This is a genomic window from Halomonas sp. 113, assembly GCF_904067645.1.
Lineage (GTDB): Bacteria > Pseudomonadota > Gammaproteobacteria > Pseudomonadales > Halomonadaceae > Vreelandella > Vreelandella titanicae.
This window is the reverse complement of the sequence record NZ_LR881453.1, coordinates 455881-468250: the sequence shown is the minus strand read 5'-3', so window position 1 is coordinate 468250 and position 12370 is coordinate 455881. Positions and strand designations below refer to the sequence as shown.

General features: G+C 55.0%; 14 protein-coding genes. 4 read left to right on the top strand and 10 right to left on the bottom strand.

Annotation, left to right across the window (positions count from 1 at the left end):
- Positions 1–39: 39 nt before the first annotated feature.
- On the bottom strand, positions 40–435 hold the full coding sequence (locus tag YERSI8AC_RS02430; protein ID WP_278370519.1) for a transcriptional regulator: 396 nt from the start codon (positions 433–435) through the stop codon (positions 40–42).
- Positions 436–600: 165 nt separating this feature from the next.
- On the opposite strand from YERSI8AC_RS02430, the gene YERSI8AC_RS02425 reads away from it, so the two are divergent.
- Positions 601–1995 carry a GGDEF domain-containing protein gene (locus YERSI8AC_RS02425; RefSeq protein ID WP_022520171.1) on the top strand — a complete coding sequence of 465 codons (1395 nt, stop codon included), beginning with the start codon at positions 601–603 and terminating at the stop codon, positions 1993–1995.
- Between the two features lie 32 nt (positions 1996–2027).
- A complete protein-coding gene (locus YERSI8AC_RS02420; RefSeq protein WP_138800407.1) occupies positions 2028–3167 on the top strand; it encodes an FAD-dependent oxidoreductase in 1140 nt (379 codons plus the stop codon).
- A gap of 9 nt (positions 3168–3176) precedes the next feature.
- Here YERSI8AC_RS02420 and YERSI8AC_RS02415 read toward each other — a convergent pair whose 3' ends face one another.
- Both YERSI8AC_RS02415 and gloA read right to left on the bottom strand, forming a co-directional pair.
- Positions 3177–3632, bottom strand: coding sequence for an META domain-containing protein (locus tag YERSI8AC_RS02415; protein ID WP_022520173.1), 456 nt, complete (start codon positions 3630–3632; stop codon positions 3177–3179).
- 23 nt (positions 3633–3655) lie between these two features.
- On the bottom strand, positions 3656–4096 hold the full coding sequence (gene gloA, locus YERSI8AC_RS02410) for a lactoylglutathione lyase (RefSeq protein WP_022520174.1): 441 nt from the start codon (positions 4094–4096) through the stop codon (positions 3656–3658).
- 128 nt (positions 4097–4224) lie between these two features.
- Here gloA and YERSI8AC_RS02405 point away from each other — a divergent pair, with 128 nt between their 5' ends.
- Positions 4225–5295 carry a metal-dependent hydrolase gene (locus tag YERSI8AC_RS02405; RefSeq protein ID WP_138800405.1) on the top strand — a complete coding sequence of 357 codons (1071 nt, stop codon included), beginning with the start codon at positions 4225–4227 and terminating at the stop codon, positions 5293–5295.
- A gap of 22 nt (positions 5296–5317) precedes the next feature.
- Here YERSI8AC_RS02405 and YERSI8AC_RS02400 read toward each other — a convergent pair whose 3' ends face one another.
- The 3 genes from YERSI8AC_RS02400 to YERSI8AC_RS02390 form a co-directional block, all read right to left on the bottom strand.
- Entirely contained in the window at positions 5318–6049 is a 732-nt protein-coding gene (locus YERSI8AC_RS02400) for an MliC family protein (RefSeq protein ID WP_009288499.1), read from the bottom strand.
- 45 nt (positions 6050–6094) lie between these two features.
- Entirely contained in the window at positions 6095–6607 is a 513-nt protein-coding gene (locus YERSI8AC_RS02395) for a DUF3087 family protein (RefSeq protein WP_022520177.1), read from the bottom strand.
- An 81-nt stretch (positions 6608–6688) separates the two neighbouring features.
- The gene (locus tag YERSI8AC_RS02390; RefSeq protein ID WP_138800404.1) at positions 6689–7786 is read right to left on the bottom strand and encodes a 3-deoxy-7-phosphoheptulonate synthase; all 1098 of its coding nucleotides are present in this window, start codon (positions 7784–7786) and stop codon (positions 6689–6691) included.
- A gap of 162 nt (positions 7787–7948) precedes the next feature.
- Here YERSI8AC_RS02390 and YERSI8AC_RS02385 point away from each other — a divergent pair, with 162 nt between their 5' ends.
- Positions 7949–8098: a hypothetical protein gene (locus tag YERSI8AC_RS02385; RefSeq protein ID WP_159175997.1), complete on the top strand. Its 150-nt coding sequence runs from the start codon at positions 7949–7951 to the stop codon at positions 8096–8098.
- Positions 8099–8329: 231 nt separating this feature from the next.
- On the opposite strand, the gene YERSI8AC_RS02380 is transcribed toward YERSI8AC_RS02385, so the two are convergent.
- From YERSI8AC_RS02380 to rho, 4 genes are read right to left on the bottom strand one after another with little or no spacing between them, the layout of a single operon-like run.
- Complete coding sequence (locus YERSI8AC_RS02380; protein ID WP_022520180.1) at positions 8330–8458, bottom strand: hypothetical protein; 129 nt, start codon at positions 8456–8458, stop codon at positions 8330–8332.
- Positions 8459–8517: 59 nt separating this feature from the next.
- Positions 8518–9258 carry an FAD-binding oxidoreductase gene (locus YERSI8AC_RS02375; RefSeq protein WP_138800403.1) on the bottom strand — a complete coding sequence of 247 codons (741 nt, stop codon included), beginning with the start codon at positions 9256–9258 and terminating at the stop codon, positions 8518–8520.
- A 41-nt stretch (positions 9259–9299) separates the two neighbouring features.
- Positions 9300–10790 carry a 4-hydroxy-3-polyprenylbenzoate decarboxylase gene (gene ubiD / locus YERSI8AC_RS02370; protein ID WP_009288495.1) on the bottom strand — a complete coding sequence of 497 codons (1491 nt, stop codon included), beginning with the start codon at positions 10788–10790 and terminating at the stop codon, positions 9300–9302.
- A gap of 59 nt (positions 10791–10849) precedes the next feature.
- A complete protein-coding gene (gene rho, locus YERSI8AC_RS02365; protein WP_007111700.1) occupies positions 10850–12109 on the bottom strand; it encodes a transcription termination factor Rho in 1260 nt (419 codons plus the stop codon).
- Positions 12110–12370: the final 261 nt, after the last annotated feature.

Sequence of the window (12370 nt, the reverse complement as noted above, 5' to 3'; positions counted from 1 at the left end):
CACATCGAATTGAAAGATAATTAGAAAAAATAAGTCGACCTAATCGTTACGCCCGTTAGCAGGCGGGTGCACTTTAGCGAATGTTTCAATAATTTCGCGCACTACTTTACGCTGGGCAGCGGGAAGCTCCCGGTAGAGTGCCAGCAATTGGCGCTCTTCACTGGTGGATGAAACGTCCCAACTTGCGGAAGGTTCGCTGACCGTATAAGCGGTGCTAACGCCGTAGCGCAAGTGGTGCGGGTCTACTAACAGCCAGCGAGCCAAAACCTGGAGCTTATCCTGACTGGGGATCGAATCACCACGCAGCCAGCGCCTAACGGCCTGAAACGTGATCGGCTTTCCCCAATAGCGCAGATTAAATTCCCGCTCAAGCACTGACGGCCGCGCTTCGTAACCCGCTGCTTCCAGTGCCGCTTTTAGACGCTCGGCGAACATGATTTTTTCATTCATGCCGCCAATGTGAAGCGATTGTTCAATAACAGTTGAATAACGGTTCACCTTTTGATTGAATCATTAATTCAATTTCGAGTTTTCGCTTAGCAGTATTAGGCGAGTTGCTATGCTAAGCGCTGAAATGCGGCGCTTGAGGAGTCATTCAGAATGAGTGGCACACTATCTCCATCGGTGCAAAATCTCGACGACCTGTGTCATAAGCTGGCGCTACTATGCCGCTCGGCAACCCCTCTCGAGCTTTTTGAACTGCTGACCAAAACGCTGCATGCGCTTACCCAGGGTCAACCAGTGGCACTTTATCGCCGCTTAAGCACAGGAAACCTTCGTTTGGCGTACTACTATCCGTTGGAAAGTACCCTCGCCTCTCACCACGCGCTGCTCGCTATTCATTGTTACGACGATCTAGCCGCCTCAGAGCTGCAACTGTATGAACTAAAGGGCGAGCATGAAGTGTGGGGGTATATTGGGCATCCACCTGCGGTTCACGCTGGGCCTGGCAAGTGGATCCAGCTACTCGTCGATCTTGCATCCCAACGCTTACGCTTGTTAAAAGCAGAGCGTATGGTCACTCGCCAATCAGGTTTAAAGTCTCGCCGCAGATTGCTGTCCAGAGATATTAAAAAACTGACTTCCATTGATGATATTTTGCAGCATCATGGCGCTAGCTGGTGCGATATTTTTCAGGCCGAAGGCATTGCGCTGGCTTATCAGGGCGATCTTCACTGCTTTGGCGAGTGTCCCTCGAAGCACCAGTTATTTCATCATTTACAGCAGTTGAATCAACACAATCCCCATGACGAAATCACCGAGCTGAATGGCAGCTGCCAAGGAGGTTTAGCGGCCCCGCTAAGCGTCGCCAATGCTTCCTTGGGTTGGTTACTACTATTTCGCCAACAGCCGCTACTCCCCGCTCTGGTTGCTGATACGATGCTTCAAGACGTCTTGAGTTATTGGATGCCGCAGGAAGCCTCCATGATGATTGAGCTGGCCGACGATTTAGCCGTGGCCATAACGGCCCAGGAGGTCGTTCATCTCAACCGCCAGTTAACCAAAACCAATCAACGCCTTGAGGGCTTGGCCCACACCGACCCCTTAACAAAATGCTGGAACCGCTACTATACAGAGCTGGTGATTGAGGATTTGATCAATTCGTCAGTCAGTTTTGCCATGTTGATGTTTGATATTGATGATTTTAAAAATATTAACGATACCTATGGGCATGCAACCGGCGATGATATCTTGCGTAATATGGCTCAGTTAGTGCAGGAAACGTTGAGACATGAGGATCACTTTGGGCGTTGGGGAGGTGAAGAGTTCGTCATTATATCCAAGGGGCTTGACCAAGACGCTAGTCTAAAGCTGGCTAACCGGCTCTGCCGCAACGTGGAGCAACACATCTTCGACATCGCTGGCCAATTAACAATCAGTATCGGCCTGACCCTCGCCCAGCCCGGCGACCGGCCTCGCCAGCTATTTGAGCGGGCGGATCAAGGCATGTATCTGGCTAAATTGGCGGGTAAAAACCAAGTCTTTGTCTGTTAATCCCCAACAGCACCTTGCTTCTTCTATAGGCGATGTCCATGCAGCAATTATTACTCATGGGTGCGGGCCATGCCCACGCCTTTGTACTCGAAGCCTTTGCCAAACAGCCTGAACCAAGCATCGCGATTACCGTGGTGAGTGATAGTCCTTTAGCAGCTTACTCCGGCAGCGTACCCGCATGGCTAGCGGGGGAGTGTACGCTGCGCAAGACACAGATCGACGTGGAAGCATTGTGCCAAAGAGCCAATGCTCGGCTAATTCTTTCCCCAGCGAACACGATCAACACCCAGGAGCGTTACGTAGTGCTGGCAAATGGCGAGCGCGTTAACTTTGACGTGGCCTCCGTCAACATCGGTTCGACCCTGACGTCTCCTCAGCAGCATGGGGAGAACCTCCCCAAGCTACTCGCCATGCGCCCATTGAGTAGTCTGCACCAGCGCTGGCAGGCACTGGAAAATGACATTAGCCACTTACCCAGCGGCGGTGCCCAACGGGTGGTGGGCGTTGGCGGTGGCGCTGCGGGCTGTGAAACACTAATGAGCGTGCTGGCCCAGTTGCGCAAACAGCGTCCGGATATTGATTGGCAGGGGCATTTGCTCAGCGCCTCTAACGCACTCTTGCCCGATGCCGGGCGCGTGCCACGCTGGCTAATGCGACGCGCGCTGTCACAGGCAGGGATTACCGTTCACGTTGAACAACGCGGCGAAATGCTGATTGAAGGCGGAGTAACCACCCAGAACGGTAAACGCATCGATGCGGACATCGTCCTGTGGGCAACGGGGGCTGTCGGCCACCCTTGGCTGGCGGGGACTGATCTGCCGTTGGATCAACACGGCTTTATCCGCGTTGACCATTCACTGAAGGTTAGCGACCAGCCGAATATGTTTGCCGCTGGCGACTGTGCAGCGTTTACCCCAGCGCTGCCTAACGCAGGGGTTTATGCGGTGCGCATGGGGCCACACTTAGCGGATAACCTTCGCCGTGCCTGCTACGGCGAACCGTTGCTCCCCTGGCAGCCACCCAAACGGGTGTTGGCACTCATTGGCACTGGCGACGGCCGCGCGATTGCCAGCCGCGGTGGCTTTGGAGTTTCCGGCAAGTGGGTATGGCAATGGAAAAAGCGGATTGATGCGCGCTTTATCGCCCGCTTCAATCCGCCTTTTAAAGGCTAACTGGCTGAATCAGTTGCCTTCGCGCCAGCCGCCTAGCACCCGGCTATCCGGGCCAAAGAAGACCAATCGATCATGGTCAATCAAATACCGATAGGCGGTCTCCAGCATATCCGTGACCCGCTTGGCATCGCCCATTTGCGGGCACGCCATGCGGGTGGTGGCTAACGGGCTAAACTCAATGCGCTGGTTCTCACCGAGTGTTGCTTCGCCAGTAAAGCGATTACAGCCGTCGTAACCGCTAACTTTGCCCTCTTTTGAAATCTCGAAAAATGGCGTTTCCGGCATAGAGAGCCGCTCATCAGTCCCCACCAACAGTAGGTTCCAACGCTGCTCAACAATAGCGCCCTCAAGCGAGGCATCGTTGGCGCCCCGTTGTGGTGTAGAACTTGGCCCCGGCGAACTGCTACAAGCACTTAACAGTAGCGCAGCGGAAGCCAACAGTGGTAATAAGCGCCAACCTTTCATGGTGATCGTTCCTTTTGTCATTGTTACCAGCTACCGGTGTTTTCCATAGAAGCCCATGGCTCTTGTGGTGCCAGGGCATCGCCTTTTTGCAGCAGCTCCACAGAGATTCCGTCCGGTGATTTAACAAACGCCATATGGCCATCACGAGGTGGGCGGTTAATCGTCACGCCGTTGTCCTGAAGGTGTTGGCAGAGCGCATAAATGTCATCCACCCGATAGGCTAGGTGGCCGAAATTACGCCCACCGGTGTACTCTTCGGGATCCCAGTTATACGTCAGCTCAAGCTCCGGAGCCGTCAGCCGCTCTGAGCGTGGCTCATCTTCTGGTGCGGCCAGAAACACTAGCGTGAAGCGTCCTTTCTCGTTCTCTTTTCGGCGAACTTCTTTAAGACCCAGCAGATCGCAGTAAAAATGCAGCGAAGCATTCAGGTCACTGACACGCACCATGGTATGTAGATATTGCATATCGACTCCTGTTAAAAACGGCCTTGGTCATACTTTACAAAAACGTGACAACAGAAATAAATCGCTGCAACGCTGTATAATTAAATTATAACGTTTATCTTAGCTGGGTTTACCCGTCGGAGAAACCTGTGGATTCAGTCACTCAAGCCGCGCTTGGCGCAGCCATTGGCGGGGCCGTACTGGGCCGCCGCCTTGGCCGCAAGGCCATCCTTATCGGTGCCGTACTCGGCACCCTGCCCGATTTTGATGTAGCGCTGGATTATGGCGACGCCGTCGCCAATGTCACCGAGCATCGCGGTTTTAGCCATTCGCTTTTTGTACTAACAGGGTTAGCCACCCTGTTGGCGCTGCTATGCACACGATTTGCTCCTGCAAAAGATATTAGCCTACCCCGCTGGTGGTGCTTTTTTGCTCTTATTCTGATTACCCATCCTTTGCTTGATGCACTAACTACTTACGGCACCCAGTTGCTTTGGCCTCTTGATCTCGCTCCCACCGCGTGGCCGATTATTTTTATTATCGATCCGCTCTATACACTGCCGCTGCTATTTACCTTGGGCGTTGCCTTGGTCTCTCAGCGGGTACGTAAAGCCTGCACATGGGGACTGGTCATCACAAGTGTTTACCTAATGATGGCAGCAGGGGCGAAATTAGTGGTAGAGCAACGTCTTGCCCCTGCCCTGGCAGAACAGGGTCTTGAAGAGGCTCCGCTACTGATACAGCCAACGCCGTTTAACATTGTGCTATGGCGCGCCACGGTGATCGACGGGGATCGCTACCATGAAAGCCTGATTAGTGTGTTTGACGGCGACCGTCAACCGCGTTTCGAACCATTAATTCGTAACGCTGGGCTAGAGACGTTCGCCCTGGCCAGCCAACAGGGAGAGCGTTTAATGTGGTTTGCGGGTTCTTTTTTACGCTATGAAACGCGGCTGCTAGAAGGAAAAGAGACGCTGATCGCCACCGATATTCGGCTCGGCTTCCCAGGCTTCCATCCGTTTAGCTTTACCCTGGCAACGTTAGAGGAAGAACACTGGGTACCGCTTGCGGTAAGCGAACAGTTGGAGAGTACCCGCGGTATTCAGATGCAAACGCTATCGCGCCTCGCCGCTCGTGCCGCAGGTAACACCTCGGCCCTGTGCGCCAGCGATTTCGAGGCGCATGAGTGGCGGGCCGAGCGTGTGGTTTATCGCTGCTGAGCTAGCGCTTCATCAAGGACGTCTAGGGAGCAATACCTTGGCCACAGCCGCTATACTGCTCCCCACCATAGGTCAGCGTAACGCGCGCGGGAAAAGGCTTGCCGCTCATATTATCGAAACAGGCCCCAGCATCGATACGCACGCGGAAAAAGGGCTCCACGTCAGCGTTTTCAATCACGACTCGACCAGCTTCATTGTCCATCACACTAACCATATAAGGTAGCTGGAGACGCTCTTCCCCGTAGTTCGTTTCCATCGTCAGTGTCGGCGTGTCATTTGCTAACGCAACCGTCCAGCCCGGTTCGTTACCCTGACCAAAGAACATCACGCCGGGCTTTTCAGCTCGGGTTAAGGCGTCACGCTGCTCGGCCAACGAGCACTGCAGCTGCCCTCGTGGCGTTTCCACTAGCGCCTCGTCACCCCGGTTCCAGAAGCTGATCTCACCATCTTGGTAACGGGCGCCGCTGGCCACGACGGCTTGGGGCAACCGCCATGCGCCGTGCAGCGACCATAGGCGCAAATCGTTGGCGTTGGTGGCAGCCACTAAGTGCTGCTGAGCGGGTTCGCAGTGCCACGCATCAAAACGCTGGGCAGAGCCGGGAAAAAGCGCCGAGGGCAGAAAGGGTGCCCGGTTATCCAGCGTTGCTTGGTTAGCGGCTTTAGTTTCTGTGGAGGGCGTGGCTGCACACCCCCCGAGTACCACCATCATACCGACTGCGGCGATGGCCCCACCCCATGCTTTTAACGTATTCATATGTCATGCTCCCTATATAACTAATTCTATTGCTTGCTGAACTTCTTACCCGCGTTTGAACGCCTGCAGATCGTGCGTATCGATACTTTCCACCTGCGGGGGCAACCCCAGCTCTTCGCGCTTGATTTTAACCTGCATTTTTTCCGCTAGCCGTTCGGCGTCGTCATCGGTGGTGCGCCCATTGAGCTCCGCCAACTGCGCCATGCCCTGGTGATAGAAAGTGAGCAGATCCAGCGCCGTGCGGTTGCTCTCTTCCACCGCTTTGCGCAGTTGCGAAAGATAGCCACTGACTTGCGACAAATGATGTTTGAGTTGCCAGACATAGCGCACCTCCGTCATCCATGGGCGCTCACGCAACACGGCAAATAGCGCGCTGGTGGCCAATAGCCCAAGTAGCACGCCTAGGGCATTGAGCCATAGGCTGCTGCCAAAGGTGGAGGTAAGGAGCATTGAGAACAGGAGGCCAAAAATAATCAGTTGCCCCGCCATGGCAAAGCTGATCATGCGGGCTTTGCGGCGGTAGGTCTCGGGGTCGTGATGTTCTAGGGTAAATACCATGGCCAGCCTCATTATCGCTGCAAATGTCCTATGATACGGGGCTGGCCAGGGCAAACAAGTAATAGCGTTTTACAAATGCAATTACGCCAAACGCTCTGCAGCCGTTTTAAGTAAGTGTTCGGTCGTTTCCCAGCCCACGCAGGCGTCGGTGACCGATACGCCGTAGCGCATGGCGCCAGGCTTGAGCGGCTGCTTGCCTTCGAACAGGTGACTTTCCAGCATCAGCGCGACCAGGTTGGCTTCGCCTGCCTGACGCTGCGCCAATACATCCAGCATCACTTCACTCTGGCGGCGATGGTCTTTACGCGCATTGGCATGGCTGCAATCCACCATTAGCCGTGGGTTTTGCCCGGCATTACGCAGCGCGGTGGTTGCCGCGCGTACATGTTGCGCCTGATAGTTCGGCTCGCCGTGCCCGCCACGCAGCACCACGTGGGTGTGCGGGTTGCCTGCAGTTTGCTGGACGATCGGGTAGCCTTGCGGGTCTACCGCGAAACGCTGGTGCGGGTGGGCCGCCGCACTCATGGCATCGATAGCCACTTGTACATCACCACTGGTGGCATTTTTGAACCCCACCGCCGCTGACAAATCACTGGCCAGCTCACGGTGCAGTTGCGATTCGGTGGTGCGTGCGCCAATCGCTACCCAACTTAGTAAATCGTCTACGTAGGGCGCCAGCATCGGTTGTAAAAGCTCGGTAGCCACCGGCAAGCCGCGAGTGGCTACGGCATGCATCAGTTCACGAGAGAGCGCCAAACCACGTGGCATATCACCACTGCCATCCAAACCTGGGTCGTAGGCCAGCCCTTTCCAGCCCACTGTGGTGCGCGGCTTTTCAACGTAGACGCGCATGACCGGCAAAATACGTTCGCTGATCTCTTCGCTTAATGCAGCCAGGCGGTCGGCGTATTCCAGCGCTGCATCTGGATCGTGAACGGAGCAAGGGCCAACGACAACGAGCAGGCGGTCATCGTGACCACTCAAAATTTGCTGTACGGCGTGTCGCTGGCGGGCAATTTGCTCACTTAGCGGGGCGCTTAACGAGATACGTTGTCTGAGTTCGGCGGGGGTAGGCAGCCGCTTTGCACTGGGCTCAGGCGCTGAAGGCGTTAGCCGGGAAGTAGCATGGGCAGTGGATACAACGGTTTTATTAATAACAGGGCTGACAGGCGCATTCATGATTAATTCTCCGCAATCGTGTGACATCGTATGGTTGTGTGACCACCCAAGTGAACACGGTCGGAGGTGGCAGCTAGCACCGACCGCGCGTCGCTAAATCGCCAGCTATAGCCATAACCCACAAAGCTGGTAGCGAAAGCGTTAGTCAGTGCGCGATAAATCATGATGCTGCTCCTTGATGAAATAATGGTGAATAACTATTGCCGAAACTCACTAGGCCCCAAAACGCCAGAAGCCCCGGCGGGGTTACCGACCGGGGCTTCTGTGCTTGCGGCAGGCAACCGAGTGGTGTGCCTGGTGGCGCGACGTTAGGCGTCGGCCAGGGGCACACCGTAGCTAAACCAATACCCATAAAACACAAAACCACCAACCAATTCTGGTTGTGGGTTCACTGTATGTGGTGTGGTTAGTCGTTGCATGCCCATATTCCGCTAGATTCTGTTAGTTACGCTGGCAATAACTAGCCCCTGTAAATCGTTTGACAGGGCTGCCGCCATGGCGTTGTCGTTTTATCCTGCCTGCAAGCGCTGCAAATGGCAACACTCAACCACCAAAAGCTTGTACCCAACCAATAGTAGCGGGCAGCGCGCTCATACTTACCAGCACCACTAAGCCTAGAAAGATGGACAGGAAACCAGAATCGTCTTTAAAGTTTTCGTCGTGATGGGCCATGTTAGCCTCCTTTTTTACCAACGCTATATCAGGGGGAACGTTACAACGCTGTGATCATATTAAGTAGAACGAGGGGCGTAGGCAAACACATCCGAAAACACCCGCTCAAGCTTTATGCCTTTTGTGTCGAGCACATCCAGGCAGGCATACACCATATTGGGCGAACCCGAGATATAAACATCGTGGGTTTCTGGCGTGATATCTGCGGTTTTCAACACCTGATCAATACGACCCAGGTGATGGGCAATCCGCTCGCCCGCTGCTAACGGCTCTTCCAAGGGCGATTCGGTTACCGCATGAAAGCAGACATTGGCGTGGGTTTGCGCCCAATGGCTGGCCAGTTGCTCTAAATAGAGGTCGCGGTGTTCGCGGGCGGCCCACCACAGCGAAATTTCTCGTTCGGGCTGTTCATGCAGTACCGCTTCGACAATGGCTTTCATCTGGGAGAAACCGGTTCCTGCTGCAATCAGCAGCAGCGGTCTTTCGCTCTCACGATCAAGCACGCACTCACCGCCGGGCAAACGCAGCGTGAGCTGATTGGCTACCTGCAGCAGTTCCCGCAGCCGCGCTGAGTTATCCCGCTCCGGCCAGTGTTGAATATGCAGCTCGATAACACCATCGCTGCGATCGGCACTGGCGATCGAAAACGGCACCCAGGTGGTGTCATCCAGCTTAAGCTCTAAATATTGCCCCGGCGCATGCTGCATGGCTTCGGCGCGCCCAGTTAGCGTCACGCCAAACACATCGGGGCTTAAGTTCTCAACCTCGGTGACTTGGCAAGTCAACGTCCTTGCACTCATGAAAGCCTCTTTTTACAAATTTGGTCAGCGATACATCGCATTCAGCGGCGAGAGGGCGGCAATTCAAGACCAATCCCCAGCGCTTCCCAGCGTTCATCCACGCGCGCTTTAACGGCATCGTCCATCACAATCGGGGTGCCCCATTCACGGTCAGTTTCTCCTGGCCACTTATTGGTGGCATCAAGCCCCATTTTCGAGCCAAGACCTGAGACCGGCGAAGCGAAATCGAGATAATCAATGGGGGTATTTTCGACCATTACAGTATCCCGCGCGGGATCCATCCGGGTGGTGATCGCCCAGATAACATCTTCCCAATTGCGTGCGTCCACGTCGTCATCCAGCACAATCACAAACTTGGTGTACATAAACTGACGCAGAAAGCTCCATACCCCCATCATCACGCGCTTGGCGTGGCCGGGGTACTGCTTCTTCATGGTGACCACTGCCATACGGTAAGAGCAGCCTTCCGGTGGCAGGTAGAAGTCGACGATTTCGGGAAACTGCTTACACAGAATGGGCACAAAGACTTCATTCAGCGCCACACCGAGAATCGCCGGCTCATCCGGCGGACGTCCCGTATAGGTCGAGTGATAGATCGCATCACGGCGCATGGTCATCCGCGTGATGGTAAACACCGGGAAGTGGTCGACCTCATTGTAGTAACCGGTGTGGTCACCAAAGGGGCCTTCCGCCGCCATATCATCGGGATAGATAAAGCCTTCGAGGATAATCTCGCTGGACGCGGGCACATCAAGATCCGCATGACCGCACTTCACCAGCTCGGTACGCGAACCGCGCAGTAGGCCCGCAAAGGCGTATTCTGAAAGCGAATCCGGCACGGGGGTGACGGCGCCCAAAATCGTCGCCGGGTCAGCGCCAAGCGCCACCGCAACCGGGAAAGGCTCGCCTGGGTGGGCTTTCTGGAACTCCAGAAAATCCAGCGCGCCGCCACGATGGGAGAGCCAGCGCATGATCAGGCGGTTCTTGCCAATCTTCTGCTGACGGTAAATCCCTAGGTTCTGGCGCTTCTTGTGCGGCCCTTTAGTAATCACCAGTGGCCAGGTGACCAGTGGCCCCGCATCGCCAGGCCAGCAGTGCTGAATCGGCAGCAGGCCGAGATCGACTTCGTCGTCTTCATAGACCACTTCCTGTACCGGCGCATGCTTGACGTTTTTCGGCCCCATGCTGAGTACTTGCTTGAAGATCGGCAGCTTGTCCCAGGCGTCTTTCAAGCCTTTCGGCGGATCAGGCTCTTTGAGAAACGCCAACAGCTTACCCACTTCTCTGAGCGCTTCTACCGATTCTTGGCCCATGCCTAGCGCAACCCGTTTAGGGGTGCCAAACAGGTTGCCCAACAGCGGCATGTCGTGGCCTTTGACGTTTTCAAACAGCAACGCCGGGCCACCGGCACGCAGCGTGCGGTCGCAAATTTCGGTGATTTCCAGGTAAGGATCGACTTCGACATGAATACGCTTGAGTTCACCCTGGGCTTCAAGCGCCGCGATGAACTCACGCAAGTCTTTGTACTTCAAGGCACGCTCCCTGGCTGGCGAATGCGCCGCGTTAGCGGCGCTCTTTTTTACACCACAAGCTAGCGGCGCTTCATCGCTTCAAAGAACTCAAGATTGGTCTTGGTATCTTTCAGACGGTCAATCAGGAATTCAGTGGCGGCGGTGTCTTCCATCGGATTGAGCAGCTTGCGCAAAATCCACATGCGCTGCATTTCATCCTCAGAAGCCAGCAGGTCTTCACGACGGGTGCCACTCCGACGGATATTGATCGCCGGGAATACACGACGCTCAGCCAGCTTGCGATCCAGGTGGGCTTCCATGTTACCGGTACCCTTGAACTCTTCGAAGATGACTTCGTCCATTTTGGAGCCAGTATCGACCAGCGCCGTGGCGATAATCGTCAGGCTGCCACCCTCTTCGATATTACGCGCCGCACCAAAGAAGCGTTTTGGCTTCTCAAGGGCGTGGGCATCGACACCACCGGTGAGCACTTTGCCAGAGCTGGGCACCACGGTGTTGTAAGCACGCGCCAAGCGAGTAATCGAGTCGAGCAGAATGACCACGTCTTTCTTGTGCTCAACCAAACGCTTGGCTTTCTCGATAACCATTTCAGCGACTTGCACGTGACGCGCTGGCGGCTCATCAAAGGTTGACGCCACGACTTCGCCACGCACGGTGCGCGACATTTCGGTGACTTCCTCAGGGCGCTCATCGATCAGCAGTACGATCAGATGACACTCTGGGTTGTTGCGCGTGATGGAGGTCGCGATGTTTTGCAACATCAGCGTTTTACCCGCCTTGGGCGGCGATACCAGCAAACCACGTTGGCCTTTACCGATCGGCGCGGTTAGATCGATGATCCGCGCGGTAAGGTCTTCCGTGGAGCCGTTACCGATCTCCATACGCATGCGATCGTCTGGGAACAGCGGCGTTAAGTTCTCAAACAGGATCTTGTGCTTGGCATTTTCCGGACGGTCAAAGTTGATTTGACTGACCTTCAGCAGGGCGAAGTAGCGTTCACCCTCCTTCGGCGGACGGATTTTGCCGGAAATGGAGTCACCCTTGCGCAGATTGAAACGGCGGATCTGCGAAGGCGATATGTAGATATCGTCGGGACCGGCGAGATAGGAGCTGTCAGCGCTACGCAGGAAGCCGAAGCCATCCTGAAGAATTTCCAGCACACCGTCGCCATAGATATCCTCGCCACTTTTGGCGTGTTTCTTGAGGATGGCGAAAATGATGTCCTGCTTGCGCGAACGGGCCAAGTTATCAATACCCATTTCACGGGCGATATCGAGGAGCTCGGGAACGGTTTTTTGCTTGAGTTCAGTGAGATTCATCGGTGTGTTAGAAAGTTGCTCATGGAAGCTGGGCGCCAGGCGCCGGGAATAAGACAGGAGGCGTGAAAGTGACGCCGTGTGATGCGTTCAGACCCCGGTAAAGGCACGCGCTCGAAGATGAAAGGAACGGCGTTGGACTTAACTAACAACGCTGCTGCTTGTTGTTATTAAGACTCAACTCGAGGGTGCTAACACTTGTTTAATCTGGCTACCCCAGGAAAGTGGTTGAACCAGTGGGCTATCTGACGACTTGGAATTCTG

Bases quoted from the DNA above. Each gene is read 5' to 3' on its own strand.
- YERSI8AC_RS02430 (WP_278370519.1), bottom strand. From the start codon at position 435: ATGTTCGCCGAGCGTCTAAAAGCGGCACTGGAAGCAGCGGGTTACGAA.
- YERSI8AC_RS02425 (WP_022520171.1), top strand. From the start codon at position 601: ATGAGTGGCACACTATCTCCATCGGTGCAAAATCTCGACGACCTGTGT.
- YERSI8AC_RS02420 (WP_138800407.1), top strand. From the start codon at position 2,028: ATGTCCATGCAGCAATTATTACTCATGGGTGCGGGCCATGCCCACGCC.
- YERSI8AC_RS02415 (WP_022520173.1), bottom strand. From the start codon at position 3,632: ATGAAAGGTTGGCGCTTATTACCACTGTTGGCTTCCGCTGCGCTACTG.
- gloA (WP_022520174.1), bottom strand. From the start codon at position 4,096: ATGCAATATCTACATACCATGGTGCGTGTCAGTGACCTGAATGCTTCG.
- YERSI8AC_RS02400 (WP_009288499.1), bottom strand. From the start codon at position 6,049: ATGAATACGTTAAAAGCATGGGGTGGGGCCATCGCCGCAGTCGGTATG.
- YERSI8AC_RS02395 (WP_022520177.1), bottom strand. From the start codon at position 6,607: ATGGTATTTACCCTAGAACATCACGACCCCGAGACCTACCGCCGCAAA.
- YERSI8AC_RS02390 (WP_138800404.1), bottom strand. From the start codon at position 7,786: ATGAATGCGCCTGTCAGCCCTGTTATTAATAAAACCGTTGTATCCACT.
- YERSI8AC_RS02385 (WP_159175997.1), top strand. From the start codon at position 7,949: ATGATGCTGCTCCTTGATGAAATAATGGTGAATAACTATTGCCGAAAC.
- YERSI8AC_RS02380 (WP_022520180.1), bottom strand. From the start codon at position 8,458: ATGGCCCATCACGACGAAAACTTTAAAGACGATTCTGGTTTCCTGTCC.
- YERSI8AC_RS02375 (WP_138800403.1), bottom strand. From the start codon at position 9,258: ATGAGTGCAAGGACGTTGACTTGCCAAGTCACCGAGGTTGAGAACTTA.
- rho (WP_007111700.1), bottom strand. From the start codon at position 12,109: ATGAATCTCACTGAACTCAAGCAAAAAACCGTTCCCGAGCTCCTCGAT.